Raw genomic sequence first — 25214 nt, 5'->3', positions numbered from 1 at the left:
CGGGAGGACGCGCCAGGGGGGCGGGAGGGCGTGGAGGGGGCGTGAGGAGGCCGGGAGGCCGGAGGTGGGGTGGGTGGGGGCGGACGCGCGGAGGGCGCGCCCCCCGCGTGCGTGGGGGCGCGCCCGGCAGCCGAATCCCCGGGGCGCGGCTCAGGACGGTGGCGCCGGCCGTTCGTTCCCCGGCTTTCCCCGGCGCGGCGCCGGGCCGTCGAGGGCGCCGCCCGGCCGTGCCCCCGCCGCGGCCGCCGCGTCGTCCGCCGTCTCGTCTCCCGGCTCGCCCGCGGCCTCGCGGCGCGGCTCACGGCCGCCGGCCGCACCGTTCGCCTCGGGGCTCGTGGCCTGCGCCGGGATGCCCTCGTAGGCGGGGCGCGGGACCGGCACGCCGAAGCCGAGGCGCAGCTGTACCCGGTCGGACAGCCGCAGCAGCGGCCTGGCCAGCAGCAGGCCCAGCGTCATCACCGCGACGCCGGCCACGGCGTCGGTGAAGTAGTGGTTGCCCGTGCCCATGACGACCATCGTCGTGATCAGCGGATAGCCCACGGCCAGGGTGCGCAGCACCGGGTTGCGGCCGTAGTGCCACAGGGCGACGCCGCACCACAGCGACCAGCCGACGTGCAGGCTGGGCATGGCCGCGTACTGGTTGGTGAAGTTGCCCATGCCGCTCGGGGCGCTCGCGTCGTCCGCCCACCAGCCGTAGTCCGCGTACTGGGCGAGGCTGTCCACGAAGCCCTGCCCGCCGGGCAGCAGCCGCGGGGGGCAGGTCGGCAGCAGGGTGAAGCCGACCAGGCCCATCAGCGTGGAGACGAGCAGCCAGGTGCGCATCAGCCGGTAGTGCAGGGGCCGGGAGCGGAAGAGCCACACCAGGATCGCGGGCGTCACGATGTAGTGCAGCGAGGCGTAGGCGAACGAGGAGGGCACCCCCAGCCACGCCTCCTCGGTGAACAGCTCGTTCAGCTGGACCTCGGGGTGCAGCCACAGCGCGTTCTCCAGGCGCAGGATGCGCATGCCGTTGTCCACGGCGGTGCCGACGTCGCCCCTGGCCAGCAGCCGTGCTCCGGAGTACGCCCCGTAGACGACCACGATCAGCAGCAGCTCGGTCCACCAGCGCGGCCGGTCCCGGGGCATGCGGTCAGACTCCATACTCACTTCGCTGTCGCCCTCGTCGTGATCGCTGTTGTAGATCCATCTTCCGCCATCGCGCCTCCGGCCGGGCCGGAGAATCGGCGGGAGATTAGTCAACCGTAAGCCGAAGCCCGGAGGAACAGACGCCGGGGGACGGCGCTTCGGTTGCCTGCGAGATGATGAACAGCGGATATGACAGACGCGAGACGAGCGGAGAAACGGTGATGGCAGCGCGCGTCGTTCTGGTCCGGCACGGGCGAACGGCCTGGTCCCAGGCCGGGCGGCACACCGGGCTCACCGATGTGCCGCTGCTCGCGGAGGGCAGGGCCCAGGCCAGGGCCCTGGGCGAGCGGCTGCGCCGCGCCCCCTGGCACGGGCTCCCGGACGCCGAGGTGCGCACCAGCCCGCTCGCCCGCGCCAGGGACACCTGCGAGCTGGCCGGGTTCGGCGACCGGGCGGCCGGCTGGGAGGCCCTGCACGAGTGGGACTACGGCCAGGAGGAAGGGCTCACGCCGCGGGAGATCGCCGAGCGGCGCGGCCAGGGCTGGGTGATCTGGCGGCACGGCGTCACCGGCGGCGAGACCCTCGCCGAGCTCTCGGCGCGGGCCGACTCCGTGGTGTCCTGGGCCAGGGACGTGGGCCGGGACGTCGTGCTCTTCGCGCACGGCCACATCCTGCGCGCGATCGCCGCCCGCTGGCTGGGCCGCGAGGTGGACTTCGCGGCCAGGCTGCGCCTCGACGCCGCCGCGGTCTGCGTGCTCGGCTGGGCGTACGGCGAGCCGGCCATCGAGCGCTGGAACGACACCGGCCACCTGGACGCCGCCTGAGGCGCGCCGCCGGCCTGAGGCCCGGGCGCGAGGCCGCCGGGTTCAGGCGGCGGTGCGGGCGAGGAAGTCGGCGACGCCCGCGTCGCGGCGCGCCGGGCGCAGCCGGGCCGCGGTGTCCGCCAGCAGCAGCCTGATCCGCGTGGAACGCACCTGCCCGAGCAGGTCGAGGGCCCGGCGGCCGTGGCGCGCGGCCTCCTCGGGCCGCCCGCAGTCCGCGAGGGCGGCGGAGAGCTCCGCCGCGTACAGCGCGCCGTTCCGCGCGAAGTGCGGATCGCGGCTCGCGGCGGCCACCGCCTCCCCCAGCACCTCGGCGGCCCGCGCCGGCTCGCCCAGCGAGACCAGGCACTGCGCGTGCAGGCTCGCGAACTCCGCGTCGTTGAAGAAGGACATCCACTCGGGCGCGGCGTGCGCCGCGTGCGCCCCGCGCTCGTAGTGCCTGTGCGCCAGCGCGAGCGCCTGCTCGCAGCCGCCCCGGTCGCCGAGCCCCGCCCAGCCGCCCGCCTCGCGCAGCGCGAGCAGCGAGGTCAGGTGCGGCAGGCCGAGCCGCCTGGCCGCCGCCTGCCCCGCCTGCGCCGCCCGCACGGCCTCCCGGGGGCGGCCCGCGGACCGCGCGAGGAAGGAGGCGTTGCAGAAGGCATGCGCCTCGAGCGCCGCGTCGCCGCTCACCCTGGCGGTGGCCAGGGCCTCGGCGTAGTGGGAGCGGGCGTCGCCGAACCGTCCCGAGTCGTGGGCCAGCCAGCCGACGGAGAGGGCGAGCTCCCCGGCGCCCGCGTGCAGTGACGCGCCGGCCGCCGGGCTGCGCGCCCCCGCGTCGAGCAGCTGGTAGGCCGAACGCAGCGCCTCGGCGGCCGGCCGGTAGAGCGCGTCCGCCCCGTGGCGGTCGTCGAGCACGCGGATCTCGCGGACCGTCTCGTGTACGGCGGCCGCCTCCCGTTCGCCCGGCCGCGCCGCCGCCCTGGCGGCCGCGGCGGTGGCGGGCAGCGCCCCCAGCGCGGCAAGGGAAGCCACGGCGGCGGGGCCGCCGGTCATGAACGCACGTCGCAGCACGTCGCCCTCCTCCGGGTCCTCGGTATGGGGGGTCCGGCGCGCGGCGGGGAACGCGGCGCGCCGTCCGCGGCCACGCACCGACTGCCGGGGCTCGAAGCCGAGATCGGTCAGCGAACGGCCCGGGTACATGTGGAGGAATACCCGTTCGTACGCGTAATTAGGGCATCTGATGTCGCCCGACTCGACGCGGCCGATGTACCGGGCGTCGCAGCAGACCCGTTCGCCGATCTCCCGTGCCGCCCGCCGCACGGCGGCCGCGAACTCGCCGGGGGACAGCCCCCCGCGCAGCTCCCGGAAGACGTGGTTGGGACGCATCCCGGGAGAACCGGGAGAACCGGGAGAACCAGAAGAGCCGGAGGAACCGAGGGAACCGGGGGGAGGGGTCGGCATGCCCGGGACCGTACTCCCCGTCGCCGTGCCGTCACGGGCTGTTCGGCGGCGAATTCCCTACAAACGGGATGTCTCTTTCTCGATATGCCATGAAGTGCCAGCCGTTTCGGTGGCATCCGGCCGTAGCCCTTGACGCCCGTTGCGCGTTGGACATGGGAACCGACAGCTCACAGGAGGAGCCTCATGGCGGACACCGGCGAAGGGGCGCCGTGCGATCTGGTCACCGTTCCGGCCCGGGAAGGGCTGGAAGCCGTCGACATCCTGCGCCTGCGGCACGGCGTGGGCCCGGTGCTGCACGACAGGGAAGGGGACACCCTGGGCTTCCTCGTGCCGCCGGGCACCGCCGAGCGCTGGGACCTGCCGGGCAGCGCCTGCACCCAGACCTACCGCGGGCGGCAGCACGGGCCCGTCTCCGGCCCGCCGGTGACCGGCACCCGCTGGCTGGTGCCGCCGGAGGGCGCCGTGCGCGTGGTCACCGAGCCGGAGCCGCTGCGCGCGGCGCTGCGTGAGGCCGCCAGCCTGCTCGCGGTCGTCGACCGCTGCCACCAGCTGCGCGCCGCCCGCTGAGGCACGGCGGCTTCCCGCGGGCCTTCCGGCCCGGCGAACGGCCGCCCCGGCCTGGGGCGCGCCGCCGCCCGGCCGCACACTTGAGGGGTGGGCAAGCACGGACAGCGGCAGCGGCGCGGGCGCGGGGCGGACGGCAGGCAGCCGATCGGGGAGACCGTGGGCGGCGGGCTCGCGCAATTGCTCCCCGACCCCGGGCGGCCGGGCGCCTGGGAGCTGCTGATCGAGGGCGCCCCGCAGTCGCACGTGGACCTCGCGGAACCCACCAGGCTCGTCTTCGAGTACCAGCGCCGCCTCGGCCACCTCGCCGACCTCGCCGCCCCGCCCGGCCGGCCGCTCCAGGTCGTCCACCTGGGCGGCGGCGCGCTGACCCTGGCCCGCTACGTCGCCGTGACCAGGCCGCGCTCCACCCAGCAGGTCGCCGAGCCGGACAGCCGGCTGACCGCGCTGGTCCGCCGCGCCCTGCCGCTGCCGGAGGCCGCGCGGATCAAGGTGCGGGAGCTGGACGCCAGGGCGCTGCTCGGCAAGCTCCCCGAGGGCTGGGCCGACCTCGTCATCACCGACGTCTTCGACGGGGGGCGCACGCCGGCGCACTGCGCCAGCGGCGAGTTCCTCGACGAGGTCAGGCGGGCGTTGCGGCCCGGCGGCCTGTACGCGGCCAACCTCACCGACGGCCCGCCGCTCGCCTTCCTGCGGTCCCAGGTCGCCACCGCCGCCAGCCGGTTCCCCGAGGTCTGCCTGATCGCCGAGCCCGCGCTGCTGCGCGGCCGGCGCTTCGGCAACGGCGTGCTCGCCGCGTCCGAGGGCGCCCTGCCCGCCGCCGAACTCGGCCGGCGCTGCGCCGCCGATCCCTGCGCGGCCCGCCTCCTCGCCGGGCGGGAGCTCGCCGACTTCACGGCGGGCGCCCCCGTGCGCACCGACGCCACCGCCGTGCCCTCGCCGCCCCCGCCGAGCGAACTCTTCGGCTGACCGCCGCCCCCGCCCCGGCTCCGCGCGTGCGGCGCCGGGACCGGGCCGCCGGGCGGGCCCTGCGCAAAAGGAGCCGGGGAGGTGGCCCCGGCGCACTCAGTCGATCGCCTTGATCACCCTCGCCGGTACCCCCGCGACGAGGCTCCGGGCGGGAACGTCACGGGTCACGACGGCACCGGCGGCGACCACGGCGTCGGCACCGACGGTCACCCCCTGCAGGATCACGGCGGACGCCCCGATCCAGACGTTGCGTTCGATCCGGATCGGGGCCGACGTGATCCCGGTACGCCGCCGTGCCGGGTCCAGCGGGTGCCCCGAGGAGATCAGGCTGACGTTCGGGCCGAGCATCACGTCGTCACCGATCTCTATGCCGCCGATGTCGTTGAAGCGGCAGCCCTGGTTCACGAAGACGTTGCGGCCCAGCCGGATGTGCACGCCGTGGTCGGTGTAGACGGGTGGGATCAGGTGGAAGGTCTCGTCCACCGCCTGCCCGGTGAGCTCGGTCCACCGCTGGTGGATCTCCTCCTGCTGGGCATACGTGAGCGTGTTGATCCGCTCGGCCATGCCGATCGCCCGCCGCACCCGCTGTGCAAAGTCCATTCCGTCCTCCCGGCCACAACCACCGTGTGATCGCCGGGAGTGAATCAACGCGGCGACCTCGAAAGCAAACAACCTCCAGGGGGGTCGGCCACAACCACTGGTTGTGGCGCTAGGCTCCGGGGGTGGATGTCGAAGCGGTCCGGACGTTCGTGGCGGTGGCCGACGGCGGGCAATTCCAGGCGGCGGCCGACGAACTCGGCATCACCCCGCAGGCGGTGTCCAAGCGGATCGCGGGCCTGGAGAGGCACCTCGACGTCGCCCTCCTGGTGCGGACCCCCCACGGGTCCCGGCTGAGCGCGGAGGGACGGGTCTTCCTGCGTCACGCCAGGAAGGTCCTGGCCGCCGTCGAACAGGCCGAGCGCGCCGTGCGGCCGGGAAGCAGGTCCCTGCGGGTCGACGTCCTCAACCGGCGCATCGCCCCCGCCCAGGCCGTCTACCGGTTCTACCGCTCCCGCCCCAGGACCGGCCTGGACGTGCTCGCCAGGGGCCAGGAGAACGCGGCGCAGGCGGCCCAGGCCGTGCTGCTGGGGGAGGCCGACGCCTCCTTCCGCGCACTGCCGGCGGACCAGGTCCCTGCCGGAATCAGCGCCGAACGGCTCCTGGACACCCCCGTGCAGCTCCTGGCCGGCCCCGCCCACCCGCTGGCGAACGCCACCGCGATCAGGCCCGCCGACCTTGCGGGGCACCGCCTCTGGGTTCCCGGAATCCGGCCCGGCACCGAGTGGGCGGCGTTCTACGAGGCGCTGGCCGGGGAGTTCGGGCTGAGCATCGACGCGCGCGGCCCCCACTTCGGCGACGACGCCCTCCTGGACACCCTGGCCGACTCGGCCTCGGCGGCCACCCTCGTCGGCGCCGGAGACAGGTACCTGTGGCCCCCGGCCCACGACCTGCGGCGCATCCCCCTGCACGACCCGACGCCGGTGTACCCGCACACCTTGCTGTTCCGCACCGGAGACAGGCACCCGGTGCTGACCGGGCTGCGCCGCCACCTCCGCGTGACGGCACCCGGGACACCCGGCGACGCCTGGGTGCCACGCTGGGCGTGCGGCTGACGCCGTTTGTGCCCCAAGCCCGTCGGCGGAGTGTCCGTGCCCTGCCTGACCAGGGCGACGAGTCGCTCCGCCCGAGTGGCGTCGGTGGCGGCCAGGGCGATCCCGTTGGCCAAGGCGAGCAGGTCCGACGCGTTGAGGCCGGCACGGACCGCACCGGCGCTTTGCGCCCGGCTCAGCAGCGCGGACGCGGCGGTGTGCATCGAGCGGTGCCGGCGGTCGAACCGTGCCGATCGCCGGCCCGTACGGTCATCGGTGAGCGACAGCGCCGGTTTTCGCCTGGCCGCCACCGTGTGCGAGGAAAGCCTGAAGCCGGCCGGAAGAGGGCGTCGGCGGGAGGGTCCTCGGTCAGCAGGGACCGGCTCCGGGCGCAGAGTGCGGCCACTTCCCCGGAGTAGACGGCGATGATCAGTTCGCGACGCGTCGGGAAGTGCCGGTACATCGTGGCGTTGCCGACGCCGGCCCGGCGGGCGATCTCGTCAAGCGGGGCGTCGACGCCGTGATCGCGGAAGACGTCGCTGCCGGTGGCGGGGCGTCAGCCGGCGAGAGGCGTCGACCGGCGAGCGGTGGTCCGAACGACGCGGCTAGCGGTAGGTGCGGATCGTCGGCGGCGGCTGCGCGAAGCTGCACACGACCGTGACCGACTGCCCGTCCTGGGTGAAGCGGACGCGTATCCGCCGCTCGTCCTGGGCGACGTCCACCTCCCAGCCACGGGCCGGGGTGGCGGACAGCAGGCGGGCCGTGACCGGGCCCAGGTCGAACACGGCCTCGCCGCCCACGGTCGCCACCGTCTGCCCGCCGGGGCCCTGCGGCGGCCGGCGCGTGGAGGAGGCCTCCGGGAGGCCGGCGTCCGCGCCCGGGCCGGGGAGGGAGACGGCCTGTGGCGCGTTCTCCGGCGGCCCGAGCACCCCGCGCACCCCGAGCCAGGCGACCCCGGCCGCCAGGCACGTGGCGGCGACCCAGCCGAGGGCGTTTCTCACCCGGACTGCCAACCGGACTCCCAACCGGACGAGGAACGGCTGCTTACCCGCCACCCTAATGGCGTACGGTGCGGCGCATGGCGCATGTGCTTGTGGTGGAGGACGACCAATTCGTGCGATCGGCCCTCATCAGGCATCTCACCGCCGCGGGCCACAGCGTGCGCAGCGTGGGCACCGCCCTCCAGGCGCTGCGCGAGGTGTCCCAGGTCGGCTTCGAGGTGGTGATCCTGGACCTCGGGCTCCCCGATCTCGACGGCCGCGAGGCGCTGAAAATGCTCCGCGGCATCACGGACGTGCCGGTGATCATCGCCACCGCGCGCGACGACGAGGCGGAGATCGTGCGGCTGCTCAACGACGGCGCGGACGACTACCTCGTCAAGCCGTTCTCCGTCGAGCACCTCTCCGCGCGGATGTCCGCAGTGCTCCGGCGCGCGGGCGGCGCCTCGGGCGGGCGGGACGGGGGCCGCGAGGGCGTGCTGCGGGTGGGCGGGCTCGCCGTCGACCCGCAGCGCCGCGTGGCCCGCCTGGACGGCGAGCCGCTCGACCTCACCCGCAGGGAGTTCGACCTGCTGGCCTTCCTCGCGCAGCGGCCGGGCGTCGTCGTCTCCCGCAAGGAGCTGCTCACCCAGGTGTGGCGGCAGTCCTACGGCGACGACCAGACCATCGACGTCCACCTGTCCTGGCTGCGGCGCAAGCTGGGCGAGACCGCGGCCAGGCCGCGCTACCTGCACACGCTGCGGGGCGTGGGCGTGAAGCTGGAGCCGCCGGGGACGCCGGGGGAAGGCACGGCATGAGGTGGGCCCTGGTCCGCATCCTGCTCGCGGTCACGGCGACGGTGGTCGTGGCCTTCGGCGTGCCGCTCGGCCTGCTGGTCAGGGAGACGGCCGAGGACCGGGCGCTGCACAACGCCGCGCAGCAGGCCGCCCTGCTCGGGCCCGCGCTTGCCGTCACCACCGACCGCGAGGAGCTGGCGCGGGCCGTCGCCGGCACCGAGGCGGGGGCGGCGGGCCGCGTCGCCGTCCGGCTGCCGGCCGCCGCCGCGGACCCGGAGACCACCGGGGACCCGGAGACGACCGCGGACCCGGAGACCACCGGGGACGAGACGACCGGGGACGAGACGGGCGGCGGCGCGGCCGGGCAGGCCACCGCCGCCGGGGAGCCGGGGAGCCCGCCCCCGGCCCGGGACGCGGCCACCGGCGCGGCGCGCTCCACGCGACAGGAGGGGGCCCCGCAAGAGGACGGGGCCACGCGACAGGACGGGGCCGCCGACGGCTCCGCGGCGCCGGACGGGGAGGGCGCCGCCGCGGGCTTCGGGGCGGTGGTGGGGGAGCCGAGGACCGGCCCCGCACAGGCGCGGGAGGCGGCGGACTCGGGGGAGGCGGCCACCCGGAGCGTGGCCGGCGGCGCCGCGCTGCTGCAGCCGGTTCCCGCCGCGGGCGGCGGGACCGCCGTCGTGGAGGTCTTCGTGCCCGAGGCCGAGCTGGCCTCCGGGGTCGCCACCGCCTGGCTCGTCCTCGGCGCGCTCGGCCTCGCCCTGGTGGTGGGCGCCGTGCTGGTCGCCGACCGCCTCGGCCGCCGCACCGTCCGCGCCACGGCCGGCCTCGCCCACGCCGCCCGCGAACTCGGCCGCGGCAGGCTGGGGGTGCGGGTGCCGGTGGGCCCGGACGGCCCGCCGGAACTCCGTTCCGCCGCCCTGGCGTTCAACGCCATGGCCGATCAGGTGGCCAGGCTGCTGGCGAACGAGCGGGAGCTGGCCGCCGACCTCTCGCACCGGCTGCGCACCCCGCTCACCGTGCTCAGGCTCAACACCGCCTCCCTCGGCGAGGGCGACGCCGCCGAGCAGACCAGGCAGGCCGTCGCCCAGCTGGAGCGGCAGGTGGACCAGATCATCCGCACCGCCCGCGCCCAGCGCGCCGCGGGCCCTGGCGGCGGGCGCGGGGAGTACCCGGACGCGGCCGAGGTGATCAGGGAACGGATGGAGTTCTGGTCGGCGCTCGCCGAGGACGAGGGGCGCGAGGCCAGCCTCGCCGGCGTGGACCAGCCGCTGCGGGTGCCGGTGGCCAGGGCCGAACTCGCCGCCGCCCTCGACGCGTTGCTCGGCAACGTCTTCCGGCACACCCCGGAGGGCACCGCCTTCGCCGTGGACGTGCACCGGGCGGGCGGCGCGGGCGACGCCGTCATCGTCCTGGTCTCCGACGCGGGCCCCGGCATCGCGGACCCCGAGGCGGCGCTGCGCCGCGGCCAGGGCGCCGGCGGGCCGGGTTCGACCGGCCTCGGACTCGACATCGCCAGGCGCCTGGCCGAGTCGACCGGCGGCGACCTGCGCATCGGGCGCTCGGTGCTCGGCGGCGCCGAGATCCGGCTGTGGCTCGCGCTGGACGGCGGGCTCGCCGGCAGAGGGCAGGCCCCGGCCCGGCGCCGCGGGACGCGGCACCGGGCACGGGGCCAGGTGTCCCCTGCCCACCTTCCCGAAGCCGGCGCCGGGGCGGGCTCCGGAAAGGTTTCCGGGATGGGCACGGGGAGTGTGTGGGAGAAAGCGCGCCGGCGGACGCGTCGTTAGCGCCCCGGCGGCTGCTGCCCGCGGGTCAGGCGAGCGCCGGCAACTCGTTCGCGGCCGCCACCGAGGCGTACCAGCGGGCGCTCGACTTCGGGGTCCGCTCCAGCGTCTCGAAGTCCACGTGGACGACGCCGAAGCGCTTGCTGTAGCCGTAGGCCCACTCGAAGTTGTCCAGCAGCGACCAGACGTAGTAGCCGCGGACGTCCGCGCCCTGCTCGATCGCCTTGTGCACGGCCGTGAGGTGCCCGTGCAGGTACGCGATCCGCTCCGGGTCGTGGACCGCGCCGGACGCGTCCGGCTTGTCCTCGAAGGCGGCGCCGTTCTCCGTGATGTAGAGGGCCACGCCGGGCGCCTCGCGGTGGAAGCGCAGCAGCAGGTCGGTCAGGCCCGTGGGGTCGACGGCCCAGCCCATGTCCGTGCGCTCGCCGGGCGCCGGGTGGAACTCGACGTCCTCGGAGCCGACCCACTGGGAGTACTCGGAGACGCCGTGGCCGTCGTTGCCCGCGACCCGCTCCTCGCCGCTGGGCGCGGAGACGATCGTCGGCGTGTAGTAGTTCAGCCCGAGGAAGTCGATCTCCTGGTGGATCGTGGCCTCGTCGCCCGGGCGCACGAAGGACCAGTCGCTCACGCGCGCGGTGTCCTCCCGCAGGTCGGCCGGGTAGCCGCCGTGCAGCATCGGGTCGGAGAAGATCCTGGTGTGCAGCGCGTCGATGCGCCGCGCGGCGTCGAGGTCGGCGGGCGCGTCGGTCCGCGGGCGGATGACGCCCGGGTTGAGCGACACGCCGATCTGGGCGTCCCGCGGCAGCACCGAGCGCAGGGCCTGCACGCCGAGGCCGTGCGCCAGGTTGAGGTGGTGCGCCGACTTCAGCACCGCCTCCGGCTCGTGCCGCCCCGGCGCGTGCACGCCGGAGCCGTAGCCGAGGAAGGAGCTGCAGAAGGGCTCGTTGAGGGTGGCCCACAGCTTCACGCGGTCGCCGAGCGCCTCGCCCACGATCCGGGCGTACTCGGCGAAACGCTCCGCCGTCTCCCGCTCGGGCCAGCCGCCGGTGTCCTCCAGGTCCTGCGGGAGGTCCCAGTGGTACAGGGTGACCACCGGCGTGATGCCCTTCTCCAGCAGGCCGTCCACCAGCTGCCGGTAGAAGTCGAGGCCGCGCTGCACGGCCGGGCCGCGGCCGGTGGGCTGGACGCGCGACCAGGACACCGAGAACCGGTAGGCGCCGAGGCCGAGTTCCGACATCAGGTCGATGTCCTCGCGCCAGCGGTGGTAGTGGTCGCAGGCCACGTCGCCGGTGTCTCCCGCGAACACCTTGCCCGGCGTGTGGGCGAAGGTGTCCCAGATGGAGGGGGTGCGGCCGTCCTCGCGCGCCGCGCCCTCGATCTGGTAGGAGGCGGTGGCCGAGCCCCAGAGGAAGTCGGCCGGAAAGGCCCGGGGTGGGTTTTGAGTCATGGAAGCGCTCCCATTCTTGCTCGGAGAGGGGGGATGTCGAACGGCTGGGCGGGAGCTCAGCCTTTGAGAGCCCCGTTCATGATGCCGCCGACGATCTGCCGGCCGAACACCACGAACGCGAGGAGCAGCGGCAGCGTGCCGATCAGTGCGCCGGCCATGATGATGCCGTTGTCCGGCACATAGCCCCGGCCCAGGTTGGTCAGCGCGACCTGCACGGTCGGGTTCTGCTGGGTGAGCGCGATGATCGGCCAGAAGAACTCGTTCCACGCCATGACGAAGGTCAGCATCGCCAGCACGGCCATGGCGGGCCGCGCCGCGGGGAACACCACGTGCCACACCACGCGAAGGCTGCTGGCCCCGTCCACCCTGGCGGCCTCGATCAGCTCGCCGGGCAGCGCCTGGGAGAGGTACTGCCGCATGAAGAAGACGCCGAAGGCGCTGACCATCATCGGCAGGATGACTGCCTGGAGGTGGTCGGTCCACTCCAGCTTGGCCACGGCCATGAACATCGGCACCACGGTCAGCTGGGGCGGCACCATCATCGTCCCGATGACGAGCAGCATCAGCAGGTTCTTCGCCCGGAAGCGCAGCTTGGCGAAGGCGAAGCCGGCCAGGGTCGCGAACAGCACCGTCGAGACGGTGATGCAGCTGGCGACGAACAGCGTGTTGACCATCGCGTGGCCCATGTTGCCCGTGTTCCAGGCCTCGTCCAGGTTGTGCCACAGCCTGGGGCCGAACCAGAACGGCGGGGTCGGCTTGTTCAGCCGCGAGTTGTCCCACGAGGAGGCGAACATCTGCCACACCAGCGGGTAGAGCGACCCGATGGTGAAAAGCGTCAGGATGGTGTACGTCAGCCAGCCGGCGTGCATCTGGCGGCCCGCGCTGCCCGCGCGGCGGCGCCTGCGGCGCCGTGTCGCCGGCTCACGGCTGCTGAGCGGCGTGCTCTGGGTGGTGGTGGCCATTACGAGGACTCCTCGAGGGTGTTGCTGCTCACCCATCGGGAGAGCGCCCAGTAGATCAGCCCGATGAAGATGAGGATCAGGAACATCGTCCAGGCGATCGCCGCGGACCGGCCGAGGTTCCGGTTGGTCCAGCCCATGTCGTACATGTACAGGCCGAGCGTCTGGAACTGGCCCTGCGAGCCGCCGCCGGGGTCGCCGTCGTTGAAGAGCATCGGCTCGCCGAACAGCTGGGTGGCGCCGATCGTGGAGACCACGATGGTGAACAGCAGCGTGGGCCGCAGCATCGGCAGCGTGACGTTGCGGAACTGCTGCCAGCGGGAGGCGCCGTCGAGCGCCGCCGACTCGTAGAGATCGTTCGGGATGGCCTGCATGGAGGCCAGGTAGATCAGCGTGTTGTAGCCGGTCCACCGCCAGATCACGATCGAGGAGACGGCGATCTTGGAGGTCCAGTCGCCGGCCCGCCAGTCGATGTTGTCGATCCCGAGGAAGCCGAGACCCCAGTTGATCGCGCCGTAGTCGCGGCCGAACAGCATGGCGAAGACCATGGAGGCCGCCGCGATCGAGGTGGCGTAGGGGGTCAGCATCGCGACGCGCCAGAACATGCTGCCGCGCAGCCGGTAGTTCAGCAGGTGGGCCAGGCCCAGGGCCATCGCCAGCTGCGGCACCGTCGAGATGACGCCGATGAAGAAGGTGTTGCGCAGGGCCCGCCAGAAGAACTCGTCGTCCCACAGCCGCGTGAAGTTCTCGATGCCGTTCCACTCCATGTCGTTGGGGTGGACGAAGGAGACCGAGTGCAGCGAGGCCCAGCCCGTGTAGAGCAGTGGGAAGAGGCCGAAGGCCGCGAAGAAGAGGAAGAAGGGCGAGATGAAGGCGTACGGGCTGTACTTGATGTCCCACCGGTAGCGGCGCGAGCGCCACCGCATGCGCCGTTCCCGCTTGGCCCGGGAGGCCGGGTCCTGTGCGGCGTGCTTCTTGGTGGTTCCCCCTGCGGTCTTCGCGGCGGAGTCGTCGGGGGCCGCCTCGCCGGGCGGCGTTTCCTTGGTCAGGCGCGGGGCCGCGCCCCCCGCATCTGCGGGGGGCGCGGCCTTGGTGCGGTCAGTCGTCATCTACCTGTCCCGGGTCATTCCGCGAGGGCGTTTTCCAGCGAGCTCAGGGCGTCGTCCCAGGCGTCGTCGGGGTCGGTGCCGTTCTGCTCGATGGAGAGCAGAGCCTGGTTGGTGAACGTCTCCTGGATGATCTGGTCGTTCGGGCCGATCGGGCTGGAGGGGATCTGCGCCGCGGCCTCGGAGAAGAACTGCCCGATCGGGGCGTCTCCGAAGTACGGGTTGGTCGCGTTCAGCACCTCCGGCGCCTGCTGCGCCTCGGCGGAGCTGGGGTAGCTGCCGCGCTCGGTGAAGAGCTTGGCCTGCTGCTCGGGGGCGGTCAGCCACTGGGCCAGGGCGACGGCCTCGTCGTGGTGGTCGCTCGCCTCGGGAACGCCGATGAAGGAGCCGCCCCAGTTCGACGGGGCAGGGCTGGCGGCGATGTTCCACAGGCCCTGCTGGTCCTCACCGGCGGTGGAGGCGATGTAGCCGAGCATCCAGGCCGGGCAGGCGGCCAGGGTGGCGAACGCGCCGTTGGTCATGGCGGCGTTCCACGGGTCGGTGAACTGCTGGACGTCGTCGGTCAGGTCCCCCTGGGCGGCCTGGACGGCGTAGTCCCAGGCGGTCTGGACCGCCTCGCTGTTCTCGTAGACCTCCTCGCCGGCGGCGTTCGTGTACCGCTCCTCGTAGCCGGAGACCACCGCGTTGAACATGCCGCCCGCGGCGTCCATCCAGGTCACCCCGTCGGGGGCGTTCTCCTTGAACTCCTCGCCGGCCGCCAGGTAGGAGTCCCAGGAGGAGAACAGCTCGCCGACGGCCTCGGGGTCGGTCGGCAGCCCGGCCTGCTCGAAGTAGTCCGTCCGGTAGCAGATGCCGGTCGGGCCGATGTCGGTCCCGAGGGCGATCAGCCGGCCGTCGGCGTCGGTGGCCTGGTCGACCTTGAAGGGCATGAAGTGGCTGGTGTCCACGTCGTACTCGTTGAAGTCGACCCAGGCATCCGGCAGATCGTGGGTCATCTCGGCGATGTTGCCGATCTCGATCGCCTGGATGTCGTCCAGGCCGGCGTTCTGCGAGAGGTGGGTGCGCAGCGCGGTGATGTAGTCGCCGTTCTCCGTGGTGGAGTCCTGCTCGATCTTGATCTCCGGGTGCAGCTCCATGTACTCGTCGTACAGCCCGGCCTCCTGGAAACCGAACTGGCCGAAGACGCCGACTCTGAGGGTGAGCTGATCGCCGTCGCCACCGCTGCCGTCGTCGTCATCGCTCGAACAGGCGGCCAGGAGGCCGGCGGCGAGGGTGGCGGAAAGACCGAGGGCGAAAGCTCTGCTTGTTCGGCTCAGTGGCCGGCGGGTGGTGCGGACTGTGTTACGCATGACGGGTCGTCCTCCTGGCGCACACTGACGTTGCCTTCCCAGCTGTGGTGCGACACGTGGGGGATAGGGGGTGCCTGGGCTCGGAACGTACGGGATCTGTAGGGTTTCGGTTGCGTGGGAGCGCTCCCAGTTGTGATGGGTTGAAGGGTTCCCGAAGCCCGAGGCAAGTGTCAAGGCCACAGACGGTCCGTCTCGGATTCCGTGATGTAGTTGGAGTCTGGGGCACAAACGGGAGGAACAGATGGCAGTGTCAAGGCGCGGTACTGGCCGCGACGGGAGGCCGACCCTTGAACAGGTCGCGGCCCGCGCCGGTGTCGGCCGCGGGACGGTGTCCCGGGTCATCAACGGCTCGCCGCGGGTGAGTGACCGCACCCGCGCGGTCGTCCAGCAGGCGATCGCCGACCTGGGCTACGTCCCGCACCGGGCCGCGCGGGCGCTCGCGGCCAACCGCTCGGACGCCATCGCCCTCGTGGTGCCCGAGGTGGAGTCCAGGCTCTTCGCCGAGCCGTACTTCTCGGGCATCATCCGCGGGGTCAGCCTGGAGCTCGCCGACACCGACATCCAGCTGCTGCTGACGCTGATCAGGACCCCGAAGGAACGGGCCAGGTTCGCGCAGTACGCCTCGGGGAACCGCGTGGACGGCGTGCTGCTGGTCTCGGTGCACAAGGACGACCCGCTGCCCGACCAGCTCTCCGAGCTGGGCATTCCCGTGGTGATGAACGGCCGCAGGTCCGCCGAGGAGATGGTCCCGCACGTGGACTGCGACAACGTCGGGGGCGCACAGCTGGCCGTGGAGCACCTCATCGGGCGCGGGCGCAGGACCGTCGCGACGATCACCGGCTCGCTGGACATGTACGCGGCCCGCTGCCGTCTCGAGGGCTACCAGGAGGCGATCAGGGCGGCCGGGCACGAGCCGGACGAGGAGCTGATCGCGAGCGGCGACTTCAGCGAGGAGGGCGGCCACGCGGCGATGCGGCAGCTCCTGACGCGGCGGCCCTCGCTGGACGCGGTGTTCTGCGCCTCGGACCTCATGGCCATCGGCGCCAGGCGGGCGCTGCGCGAACTCGGGCGGACCATCCCGGGCGACGTGGCGCTGGTCGGCTTCGACGACTCCTCGCTGGCCCAGCACATGGACCCCTCGCTCACCAGCGTCCGGCAGCCCATGGAGGGCATGGGGCGGGCCATGACGCGGACTCTACTCGCGGAGATCGGCAACGAGGGCCCCGACCACCCGGGCCTGGTGCTGCCCACCGAGCTGGTGCGGCGGGCCTCCTCCTGAGCCGCGCGGGAGGCCCGGGGGCGCTTCCCCGAGGTCCCGGACGCCGCGGCTCCGGGGCACTCAGCTCCCGTTCCGCGCGCGGGGACCGTGCCCGATTCCGCCCCGCGGGGCAGGGACGTGGCGAACCGGTGGTGGGGGCGCCGGCTTCGCCTGGTGGAGACACGGGGGCCGGGGGAGGCTGACGGAGCACCTCTGCAATGCCGGCCGCCCGCCGGGGGCGGGTGCGGCCGGGGCGAGGCCCCGGGGAGGCCGCGCCGGCGGCGGGCCGGACGGGAGGCGCAAGGCCCGGGGGCGTGTGGCCGGTTGTGCGCGTATCGCCGGGGTGGAGGGCGCGCGGGCGCGCGCCCCGAGGGACGCGGCACGCCCGCTGGGGGCGCCCGATTTCGGCCGCCGGGGAACGGCCGCGTGCGGGGGTGGGAAAACGGCGGGAAAGCGCCGGGGCAATGCCGGGACAATGCCGGGAAAACGCCGGGAAAACGCCGGGAAACCCCCGGGGGAGGGCCGCCGCCGCGCTCCCCGCTGCCGGGAAACGGGACATGTCCCGGCCGAACGCCGCGGGAAGCGGGCCCTTTCCGGCGGGCCGCGCGGAGCGCGGAAAAGGGCGCCAGGCGCGGGAACAGGTGCCCTTTCCATTCATCTCTTGTATCTCTTGTGTGGCCTTCCTGCGGCCTCGTGCGGCCGGCGTCCGCGGTCAGGCGACGTCGCGGGACCGGGAACGGCCGTTGCCCGGTTCGAGGTTCCAGGTGACGATCCGCCGGGGGTGGACGCGGATGACGTCCTTGCTGAACACGTCGGGCGCCACCGGCGGGACCTCCAGGACCAGGGCCTCGGCGCGGCCGCGGATCTCCACGCCGCGGCCCCAGCCGGGCGCGACCGGGTCGTCGGCCGGCGCCATGTCGTCCACGAGCACCGAGACCTCGGGCCGGGCGACGGCGTTGCGGTACTTCTGGCTCTTCGCCATGTCGGGGCCGCCGATGTCGATGGTGCCGTCCTCGTTGAGCCGGAAGCCCACGGGCCGGACCTGGGGGCGGCCCTCGCGGTCGGTGGTCGCCAGCCTGGCCAGGCGCTGCGACGCCAGATAGGCGCGTTCCTTCTCGGTGAATACCATGCCGCCGAGCCTAGAAGTTCAAGCGGGGTTGAGGTCAACCTTCCCGGGCCCCGGCGCGTTCCGGGGCCCGGGCCGCCCGGTGGCCGGGCGACGCGCGGCGGGCGCGGCGTGCCCGGCGGGCGAGGTGGGCGAGGTGGGCGAGGGGAAGCGCGGCGAGCAGCGCGGCGAGCCCGGTGACGCCCGGCCAGCCGAGCAGGGCGAAGGCGCGCACGCCGAGCCAGGAGCCGAGGCCGCCGCCGAGGAAGGCGCAGGTCATGTAGGCGGTGTTCAGCCGGCCGCGGGCCTCGGGCCGGAGGCTGAACACCCGTGCCTGGTGGGCGACCTGGCCGCTTTGCATGGCCGCGTCGAGAAGCAGGGCGCCCAGGGTCAGCGCCACCAGGCCGGGGGCGCCGCGCAGGGCGCCCAGGGAGAGGACGCCGGTGGCGGCCAGGGTGCCCAGCAGGCAGACCGCGCTCACCGGGTCGGGGCCGTGGCGGTCCACGCGGCGGCCGGCGAGCGGCGTGCAGAGGACGCTCCCGGCGCCGGCCAGAGCGACCAGGCCCACCGCCTGCGAGCCGAGGCCGTACGCCGGGCCCGTCAGGTACAGGGCGATGCTCGTCCAGGCAGCGCTGAACCCGCCGAAGACCGCGGCCTGGTACCAGCAGGAGCGCCGCAGTTCCGGCTCCTCGCGCAGCAGCCGCGGGGCGGCGGCCACCAGGGAGGCATACCGCTCGCGCGAGGCGGGCGCGGTGTCCGGGAGGGCGCGGCGCAGCACCGCGGCGAGGAGGGCCGCGAGCAGGGCGGCGGCGTAGTACGGCGCGCGCCAGCCGAGCCACTGGCCGAGGGAGCCGCCGAAGGTGCGGGCCAGGAGTATGCCGGCGACCAGGCCGCTGAGCAGCGTGCCGGTGACGGCCCCGCGGCGGTCGTCCGGGACCAGACCGGCGGCCATCGGGATGACGATCTGCGGGACGACGGTGGCGGCCCCGGTCAGGGCGCCGGCCGCCACGAGCGCCGGCAGGCCGGGGGCGCTGCCCGCGGCGAGCAGGCCGATCCCGGTGACCGCGAGCAGCAGGGGGATCAGCCGGCGGTGCGGCACCCGGTCGCCGAGCGGGACGAGGAGGAAGAGGCCGAGGGCGTAGCCGAACTGGGTGGCGATGACCGCGGCGGCCGCGGCGCCCGGGGAGACGCCGAGCCCGTCGGCGGCCAGTGGGCTGATGGCCTGGGGGAAGTAGATGTTGGCCACCGCGATGCCGCAGGTGGCCGCGAGGAGCGGGAGGAGGCCGGGCCTGAGGCCGGTGCCCCGGGGTGCGTGGTGGTCGCGCAAGGGATAAGGCCTTTCCGGTGACGGGCGGCGGGCGGCGGCGGAATCGGTTCGCCGGGGCGCCGGCCGGCACCGCCGGGCGCACGGCGAGGGGCGCGGTACGGGAAGAGGCAACCCGGGAACCGGTATTACCGGTTCCGCAGCGTACCAGTTGAACCGGTTCCCGGGGGATAGGATCGGCCGGGTGAACGCGCGCGAGGCACGGCAGGCCGAGGCGCCCGCCTTCCGGCAGGGGGCGGGCCGCCTGTGCCTGGACTTCATCAGAACGCTGCGGCACCGGGGCGCGGCCCGGGAGGCGGAGGAACTGCAGGGCGAGGCCGAACTCCGCGCGTGGGTCGACCAGTTCGGCCCCTGTCCGGCCGGCGCGGGGCCGGCGGACGCGGCCGGGGCGCGGCGGCTGCGGGAGGCGGTGCACGCACTGATCCACGCCTTCCGCGGCCCGGGCGGAGTCGCCGCCTGCCCCGCCGCCGCCCGGCGCCTGGTCAACCGGTTCGCCGCCCTCCCGGTGCCGGCCCCGGAGCTGACGGCGGCCGGTGAGCTGCGCCACCGCGCGGACGACCCGGTCCAGGCGACGCTGGCCCTGATCGCCCGCGACGCCCTCGACCTGGTCGCCACGCCCGAGACGGCCGCCCGCCTGCACGAGTGCGCCGCCCCCGACTGCCGCGCCCTCTTCCTGGACAACTCCCGCCCCGGCAGGCGGCGTTGGTGCTCCATGAGCAGCTGCGGCAACCGGGCGAAGAAGACGAGCTTCCGCGAGCGGGCCGCTCGGGGCACCCCGGCCCCCTGACCGGTGGGCCCGCCCCTCGCCCCGGTGGCGGGCGCGGGCCCGGGAGGGGCGGCCCCCGCGGGAGGCGGGCGCCGGGGCCCCGCGGGGAGGGCCGCGAACGGCGGACGGCCCCGGGAGCCAGGGTGTGTCGGCCGGAGGGGCGCGCCGCGGGCCGTGATCCTGGGGGGAACGCAACGGGCCCGGAGCCGGGGGCGGGGGCGCCGGGAGCGCCGGGTGGACCGCCGGAGGACGGAGGGTGCGGTGGCGAAGGAGCCGCTGATGCTGGGCGAGGTGCTCGCGGCGGCCGAGAACGCCGCCCCCTCGCGATCCATCGACGTGGTGGCGCGGAACCTGCGGGACCGCTTCGGCGCGCGCTCCGTCTCCTTCAGGTTCCTCGACGTCGTCGGCCGTCAGGTGGTGCGGGTGGGCGCCGAGGCCGACGCCCCGGAGGAGCAGGAGGCGGAGCGCATCCCGCTGGCCGGAAGCCTGTACGAGCAGGTGCTGCGCACCCAGCGGGTGGTCACCGCGGACACGGGGGACCGGGAGCGGCGGGTGCTGGCGCGCGTCACCAACCGCGGCGACGCCATCGGCGTGCTCGAACTGACCCTGCCCGAGGCCGACGGCGAGGTGCTCGAACAGATCGGCCAGGGCGCGCACGCGCTGGCGTACCTCCTCGTCACCGACCGCCGCTTCACCGACCTCTACGACTGGGGGCAGCGCACCACCCCGGTGAGCCTGGCCGGCGAGATCCAGCGGGAACTGCTGCCTTCGGCCTCCTGCTGCGAGGCGGACCAGTTCGTGCTCGCCGGGGCCGTCGTCCCCGCCGACGACATCAGCGGCGACACCTACGACTACACCCTCGACCGGGACACCCTGCACCTGTCCGTGACCGACGCCATGGGCCACGACGTCCGCGCCGCGCTGCTCGCCACCCTGCTGGTCAACGCCTCACGCGGCGCCCGCCGCGCCCGGCTCGACCTGGCCGGCCAGGCCCGCCGCGTGCACGAGGCGCTCCGGAACCACGGCGGAGGGGAGGCGACGGCCACCGGCCAGCTGCTGCGCTTCTCGCTGGACACCGGCCGCGCCTGGCTGGTCAACGCCGGCCACCCCTGGCCGCTGCGGCTGCGCGACGGCCTGGTCGAGGAGCTCACCCCCCGCGTCGACCTGCCCTTCGGCCTGCAACCCGACGGCGTCTACGAGGTACAGGAACTGCCCGTGTGCCCCGGCGACCGGCTGCTCTTCTACACCGACGGCCTGCAGGACCGGGAGGCGGCGGCCGTCGACCTGCCCGCGCGCCTGCGGGAGACCGCCGCCCTGCACCCACGCGAGGTGGTCCGCGCGCTCACCGCCGAGGTGAGCGAGGCCACCGGCGGCCACCCCAGGGACGACGCCACCGTCCTGTGCCTGGACTGGCACGGCCCAGGCACCGGCGGCCGCCGCGCCCGGGCCGGGGCGCCCGGGCCGGGGCGCCCGGGCCGGGGCGCCCGGGCCGGGACCCGGGGGCTGAGCGGCCGCCGCCCGGCGCAAAGGCCGAGGGCCCCGGCGGGAGTGTCCGGGGCCCTCGGGTGTGTCGGGCGGCGAACGCCGCTCGTCCCGGGGTTCCTACGCGTCGGGGAAGAGACGGTTGTAGGTGGCCAGGGCGATGGCGATGTCGGACTGCGCCCAGAAGCGGTGGTACGTGAAGGTGGGCACGTCGCCGCCGTTGAGGTAGTCCTCGACCTGGGGCCAGTTCGGGTCGTCCTCGTACCAGGTGCGGATCGACTCGAAGGTGGAGCCAGGCTCGATGGTGTCGCCGTTGGGCATGGTGCCGCTCCAGCCGGACGGGATGTAGATCTCGTCCTCGAAGCGGCTGTAGTCCTCGCGGGGCTCCTCGACCGAGATGCCGACGCCGTCGTCGTGCGCGAGCAGCGCGTCCAGCAGGCCGGAGGCGGTCTCCTGGGCCGCGGTGTCCCCGCTGGCGGCGGCGTAGTAGGAGAGGGCGTTGGCCAGCGAGCCGGTCACGCCCACGTCCTGCGAGTAGCTGTCGACGCTCACGTGCAGGCCCGCGTTGTCACCCGGGTTGTCCGGGTCCCAGGTGTCGGGCTGGCCGTCCCAGGAGAGGTTCGACGGGATCTGGAAGTCGCCGCCCTCCCCGATGGTCACCTCGCCGAGCACCCAGTCGACCCACTTGTCGAGGATCGCCCCGGCCCGCTCGTCGTTCGTCGCGTAGTAGTACTCGGCCAGCCGCTGCATCGACCAGGCCTGCATGCCGAACCAGCGGTTCGACGGCGGGTCGTGGTAGACGGGCTGCTCGTCGTAGTACATGCCGTAGAACGTCGAGGTGCCGGACGGGGGCTGGGCGTAGTGGCCCTGCCAGCTGTTGGTGGCACCGCCGGCGATGGCGCCCTCGGAGGACTGCAGCCACTGGTAGAACTCCAGCTGCCGATCCAGGCTCCCGGCCCAGTCGTCGCCCGCGGTGGGCGACTCGGGGGTCATGCCGCCCTCGCTCAGCGCGTAGGCGGCCATCGGGTTCTGGTAGCCGAAGTGGGCGTAGCTGGAGCCGATGCGCCAGGCCCAGCCGGCGTTCGTGTCCAGGGCGCCGCCCCAGGCGTAGTACCAGGAGAGCAGCTGGTGGCTGCTGTTCTTGCCGCTGCCGGCCGGGCAGGCCGACTCGCCGACGCAGTCCCCGACCTCCTTGAAGTACTTGTCGTACATCGCGTAGCGCAGGTAGTCGCCCATCTCGGACGCCTTGGCGACGACGTCCGCGACCTGGGCGGCGTTGCCCTGCTCGCTCGCCCACTGCCCGGCCCAGTACGCCGCCTGGATGGCCCGCGCGTCCGCGTCGGGCGCGTTGGTGTAGCGCCACTGCTTGGCGTACGAGGCGTCGCCGGTGAACAGGTCGAGGTACCCGTTCTGCCCGCCGTAGGTGAAGTCCTCGCAGGAGGGCTGGGTGACGGTCTCCCAGGTGGACTCGCCCGGGCCGCGCTGGAAGGTGTTGATGAACGTCGGCTCGCCGCTCGTCCCACCGCACACGTCGCCGTAGCCGTAGACGTCGTCCACGTCCTGCAGCCAGTGCATGCCGTAGATGTCGTCGGTGCCGTAGGTCGAGGACAGCTCGTCCGCGAGGGGGTCCTGGCCGACGGGCACGTTGCCGTCCAGCTGCGCCGGGTAGTCCGAGGGGTCGTCGGACTCGGGCGCGTAGGTGGCGGGCGAGGACGGGTTGTAGAAGCTGTTGGTGGGCTGCTCGTCGTGCTCGGGGATCATGTACTGCTCCATGAGCGCCCAAGCGTCGTTGAACGGCCCCCAGTCCCCGGTGACCTGCCCGTACTCGGCCTCCAGCCAGATGAGGTACGAGTACGCCTCGGAGGTCGTCTCGTGTCCCTGGTCGGGGGCCTCGACGATCAGCGTCTCCACCGAGTGGTAGGGGATGCCCTCGGGGGAGAAGTACCCGTTGGCCGGGTCCTTGATCTCGTTGTACAGGTTGAGGAAGTCTTCCTCGTAGGCCGTCAGGTGGGGGTCCTCGCCGAAGGGCGAGGCCGAGCTGCCCTGGGCGGCGCCGGTCAGGCCCAGCGGGAGGGCCAGGGCGAGGGCGCCGATCGTCCACAGCCGCCTGTTCCTTCGCGACTGTGCCTTCCGGGATCTCGGGGTGGTGGGGGAATGTCGCAGGCCCCGAGTGGGGACCCGCAGGTGGACCCGCATGGTGCCTCCTCGCGATTCGTGGGGGATGAGGAGCTGCACACGCCCGCAGTGGCGTGCACACGGAAACCAGTGGGAGCGCTCCCAAGCTTTGAGCAATGGATTCCAGGCGTCAAGACCCTTGCGAAATCCCGCGGTTGCGGGGCAGGTCAGCGGTAATTTCTCGAACGACCCCTTGGCGCGGAGGGGGCTTGTGGCCTACCGTCCCTTCAACCAGTGGGAGCGGTCCCAAGCTGTCGGACGCCTCGGACGGCGTGCCTGACGACCTGGAGTCGCTCCGCATGCACCCCCACATCCCCCACACCCCCCACATCCACCCCCACCCTCTTCGCCGGGCGTCCTGCCGGTCTTCCCGCCGGCGTTTTCGCCGGCTGCCACCGGCTCGTGTTCGGCGAGCGAGAACGAGTACCCGCAGGTCCGTTTCCCTTCCCGGGCGGTGCCACGCCGCGGGCGGCCCCGTGCTGCCCACGGTGGGGCCCGGCGGCATGCGTGGGTGTGCGACGTGCCCGTGGGCGATGCCGGTGAGGCACCGCAGACGGCCCCCGGGCGACAGACGCCGCCCGCCTCCGCACGGCTGCCGGACCCCGGTGAACCTGCCGGAGATTTCCGTTCATTCCCGATCACGACGACGGCACACCGGCCCCTCGGCGGGTCCGGCGCCGGCGCAAGTCTGGAGGAACCACAGCAATGAGCCGCACCAACCCCCCACCCCGGCGCCGCACGCAGCGGACGCTCGTCATGGGCGCCCTGGCCGGCGCCATGGCCCTCACGCTGGGGACGATGAACTTCGCGTCGGCCGACGAGGCCCCGCACACCCTGGCCCGAGTCGACAACCCCTATGAGGGCGCCCAGGTCTACGTCAACCCGGAGTGGTCCGCGCTGGCCGCGGCCGAGCCGGGTGGCAGCGCGGTCGCCGACGAGCCGACCGCCGTATGGCTGGACCGGATCGCGGCGATCGAGGGCGTCAACGGCGGGATGGGCCTCGCGGACCACCTCGACGCCGCCCTGGAGCAGGCCGGTGGCCAGCCGATCGTCTTCCAGGTCGTGATCTACGACCTGCCCGGCCGCGACTGCGCGGCGCTGGCCTCCAACGGCGAGCTGGGCCCCGACGAGATCGACCGCTACGAGTCGGAGTTCATCGACCCGATCGTGGACATCCTCAGCGACTACTCCTCGAACGAGAACCTGCGGGTGGCCACGGTCGTCGAGATCGACTCGCTGCCCAACCTGGTCACCAACGTCTCGGGCGAGACCGCCACCGCCAACTGCCAGACGATGGCGCAGAACGGGAACTACCAGACCGGCGTCTCCTACGCGCTGGACAAGCTGGGTGACATCCCGAACGTCTACAACTACATCGACGCCGGTCACTACGGCTGGCTGGGCTGGGACAGCAACTTCGCCCCGTCCGCGCAGCTGTTCTACGAGACGGCGACGATGAACGGCGCCACCGTGGACGACGTCACCGGGTTCATCGTGAACACCGCCAACTACGGCGTGAACACCGAGCCCTACTACGCCGTCACCGACTCGGTGAACGGCACCTCGGTGCGTCAGTCCGACTGGGTGGACTGGAACTACTACGTCGACAACCAGTCGTTTGCGCTGGCCTTCCGGGACGAGCTGGTCTCGGACGGCTTCAACAGCGACATCGGCATGCTGATCGACACCTCCCGCAACGGCTGGGGCGGCTCCGACCGTCCCACCGGGACCTCCTCGGCGACGGACGTGAACACCTACGTCGACGAGAGCCGTACCGACCGCCGCCTGCACCCCGGCAACTGGTGCAACCAGGCCGGTGCCGGCCTCGGTGAGCGGCCGACCGCGGCGCCCGCGGCCGGGATCGACGCCTACGCGTGGATCAAGCCTCCGGGGGAGTCGGACGGCGCGAGCGAGGAGATCCCGAACGACGAGGGCAAGGGCTTCGACCAGATGTGCGACCCGAGCTACGGCGGCAACCCGCGCAACCAGAACCACCCCTCTGGCGCGCTGGGTGACGCTCCGCTCTCAGGTCACTGGTTCTCCGCCCAGTTCCAGGAGCTGCTCGCCAACGCCTACCCGCCGTTGTAAACCGGCCCTCCGCCGAGGGTCAGGTGCGGCCCGTCCCGCCCGTGGCGGGC

At 73.8% G+C, this 25214-nt stretch carries 20 protein-coding genes and 3 pseudogenes; 10 read left to right on the top strand and 13 right to left on the bottom strand.

Going from position 1 to position 25214, the window contains the following annotated elements; genetic code table 11:
* Positions 1–150: 150 nt before the first annotated feature.
* Positions 151–1125: a phosphatase PAP2 family protein gene (locus D7294_RS19000; RefSeq protein ID WP_120681288.1), complete on the bottom strand. Its 975-nt coding sequence runs from the start codon at positions 1123–1125 to the stop codon at positions 151–153.
* A 221-nt stretch (positions 1126–1346) separates the two neighbouring features.
* Between D7294_RS19000 and D7294_RS18995 the strand changes: the two genes are divergently transcribed.
* Positions 1347–1949, top strand: coding sequence for a histidine phosphatase family protein (locus D7294_RS18995; protein WP_120681286.1), 603 nt, complete (start codon positions 1347–1349; stop codon positions 1947–1949).
* A 42-nt stretch (positions 1950–1991) separates the two neighbouring features.
* Here the strand turns inward: D7294_RS18995 and D7294_RS18990 are convergent, their stop codons facing one another.
* Positions 1992–3311 (bottom strand): NsdA family TPR-like regulatory protein, encoded by a 1320-nt coding sequence (locus D7294_RS18990; RefSeq protein WP_120681284.1) that lies wholly within the window; start codon positions 3309–3311, stop codon positions 1992–1994.
* A 258-nt stretch (positions 3312–3569) separates the two neighbouring features.
* Between D7294_RS18990 and D7294_RS18985 the strand changes: the two genes are divergently transcribed.
* Both D7294_RS18985 and D7294_RS18980 read left to right on the top strand, forming a co-directional pair.
* A complete protein-coding gene (locus tag D7294_RS18985) occupies positions 3570–3953 on the top strand; it encodes a hypothetical protein (RefSeq protein WP_120681282.1) in 384 nt (127 codons plus the stop codon).
* Positions 3954–4040: 87 nt separating this feature from the next.
* A complete protein-coding gene (locus tag D7294_RS18980) occupies positions 4041–4919 on the top strand; it encodes a spermidine synthase (RefSeq protein ID WP_120681280.1) in 879 nt (292 codons plus the stop codon).
* 96 nt (positions 4920–5015) lie between these two features.
* On the opposite strand, the gene D7294_RS18975 is transcribed toward D7294_RS18980, so the two are convergent.
* Positions 5016–5519: a DapH/DapD/GlmU-related protein gene (locus D7294_RS18975; protein WP_120681278.1), complete on the bottom strand. Its 504-nt coding sequence runs from the start codon at positions 5517–5519 to the stop codon at positions 5016–5018.
* Positions 5520–5641: 122 nt separating this feature from the next.
* Here D7294_RS18975 and D7294_RS18970 point away from each other — a divergent pair, with 122 nt between their 5' ends.
* Complete coding sequence (locus D7294_RS18970; protein ID WP_120681276.1) at positions 5642–6571, top strand: LysR family transcriptional regulator; 930 nt, start codon at positions 5642–5644, stop codon at positions 6569–6571.
* Between the two features lie 50 nt (positions 6572–6621).
* Here the strand turns inward: D7294_RS18970 and D7294_RS33865 are convergent.
* The 3 genes and pseudogenes from D7294_RS33865 to D7294_RS18960 form a co-directional block, all read right to left on the bottom strand.
* Positions 6622–6858, bottom strand: a pseudogene (locus tag D7294_RS33865) (SbtR family transcriptional regulator); the annotation flags it as partial.
* Positions 6744–7043: a TetR/AcrR family transcriptional regulator gene (locus tag D7294_RS18965; RefSeq protein WP_120681274.1), complete on the bottom strand. Its 300-nt coding sequence runs from the start codon at positions 7041–7043 to the stop codon at positions 6744–6746. The gene D7294_RS18965 and the pseudogene D7294_RS33865, both read right to left, overlap by 115 nt.
* Positions 7044–7152: 109 nt before the next feature.
* Entirely contained in the window at positions 7153–7560 is a 408-nt protein-coding gene (locus tag D7294_RS18960; RefSeq protein WP_147450864.1) for a hypothetical protein, read from the bottom strand.
* A gap of 65 nt (positions 7561–7625) precedes the next feature.
* Here D7294_RS18960 and D7294_RS18955 point away from each other — a divergent pair, with 65 nt between their 5' ends.
* Positions 7626–8342 carry a response regulator transcription factor gene (locus tag D7294_RS18955; RefSeq protein WP_120681348.1) on the top strand — a complete coding sequence of 239 codons (717 nt, stop codon included), beginning with the start codon at positions 7626–7628 and terminating at the stop codon, positions 8340–8342.
* The gene (locus D7294_RS18950) at positions 8339–10108 is read left to right on the top strand and encodes a sensor histidine kinase (protein ID WP_241562469.1); all 1770 of its coding nucleotides are present in this window, start codon (positions 8339–8341) and stop codon (positions 10106–10108) included. The genes D7294_RS18955 and D7294_RS18950 overlap by 4 nt, the downstream gene beginning before the upstream one ends.
* A gap of 25 nt (positions 10109–10133) precedes the next feature.
* Here the strand turns inward: D7294_RS18950 and D7294_RS18945 are convergent, their stop codons facing one another.
* Genes D7294_RS18945 through D7294_RS18930 form a run of 4 tightly spaced genes read right to left on the bottom strand, consistent with a single transcriptional unit; the run spans position 10134 to position 14966 of the window.
* Entirely contained in the window at positions 10134–11552 is a 1419-nt protein-coding gene (locus D7294_RS18945) for a GH1 family beta-glucosidase (RefSeq protein WP_120681270.1), read from the bottom strand.
* Positions 11553–11608: 56 nt separating this feature from the next.
* A complete protein-coding gene (locus tag D7294_RS18940) occupies positions 11609–12514 on the bottom strand; it encodes a carbohydrate ABC transporter permease (RefSeq protein ID WP_120681268.1) in 906 nt (301 codons plus the stop codon).
* Positions 12514–13620: a carbohydrate ABC transporter permease gene (locus D7294_RS18935; RefSeq protein WP_120681266.1), complete on the bottom strand. Its 1107-nt coding sequence runs from the start codon at positions 13618–13620 to the stop codon at positions 12514–12516. The genes D7294_RS18940 and D7294_RS18935 overlap by 1 nt, the downstream gene beginning before the upstream one ends.
* Before the next feature lie 14 nt (positions 13621–13634).
* Positions 13635–14966: an ABC transporter substrate-binding protein gene (locus tag D7294_RS18930; RefSeq protein ID WP_120681264.1), complete on the bottom strand. Its 1332-nt coding sequence runs from the start codon at positions 14964–14966 to the stop codon at positions 13635–13637.
* A gap of 241 nt (positions 14967–15207) precedes the next feature.
* Between D7294_RS18930 and D7294_RS18925 the strand changes: the two genes are divergently transcribed.
* Positions 15208–16245, top strand: coding sequence for a LacI family DNA-binding transcriptional regulator (locus D7294_RS18925; protein ID WP_120681262.1), 1038 nt, complete (start codon positions 15208–15210; stop codon positions 16243–16245).
* 691 nt (positions 16246–16936) lie between these two features.
* On the opposite strand, the gene D7294_RS18920 is transcribed toward D7294_RS18925, so the two are convergent.
* A complete protein-coding gene (locus tag D7294_RS18920; protein ID WP_120681260.1) occupies positions 16937–17353 on the bottom strand; it encodes a PPOX class F420-dependent oxidoreductase in 417 nt (138 codons plus the stop codon).
* A 34-nt stretch (positions 17354–17387) separates the two neighbouring features.
* The gene (locus D7294_RS18915) at positions 17388–18656 is read right to left on the bottom strand and encodes an MFS transporter (protein WP_241562468.1); all 1269 of its coding nucleotides are present in this window, start codon (positions 18654–18656) and stop codon (positions 17388–17390) included.
* 181 nt (positions 18657–18837) lie between these two features.
* On the opposite strand from D7294_RS18915, the gene D7294_RS18910 reads away from it, so the two are divergent.
* Together D7294_RS18910 and D7294_RS18905 are read left to right on the top strand one after the other, a co-directional pair.
* A complete protein-coding gene (locus D7294_RS18910) occupies positions 18838–19440 on the top strand; it encodes a CGNR zinc finger domain-containing protein (RefSeq protein WP_120681258.1) in 603 nt (200 codons plus the stop codon).
* A gap of 258 nt (positions 19441–19698) precedes the next feature.
* Positions 19699–20874, top strand: a pseudogene (locus tag D7294_RS18905) (PP2C family protein-serine/threonine phosphatase); the annotation flags it as partial.
* Positions 20875–21021: 147 nt separating this feature from the next.
* Here the strand turns inward: D7294_RS18905 and D7294_RS18900 are convergent.
* Positions 21022–22899, bottom strand: a pseudogene (locus D7294_RS18900) (glycoside hydrolase family 48 protein); the annotation flags it as partial.
* 882 nt (positions 22900–23781) lie between these two features.
* Between D7294_RS18900 and D7294_RS18895 the strand changes: the two are divergent.
* Positions 23782–25164 (top strand): glycoside hydrolase family 6 protein, encoded by a 1383-nt coding sequence (locus D7294_RS18895; protein WP_120681255.1) that lies wholly within the window; start codon positions 23782–23784, stop codon positions 25162–25164.
* Positions 25165–25214 lie beyond the last annotated feature (50 nt).

The organism is Streptomyces hoynatensis (assembly GCF_003626535.1).
GTDB lineage: Bacteria > Actinomycetota > Actinomycetes > Streptomycetales > Streptomycetaceae > Streptomyces > Streptomyces hoynatensis.
This window is presented reverse-complemented; position numbering and strand designations above follow the sequence as displayed.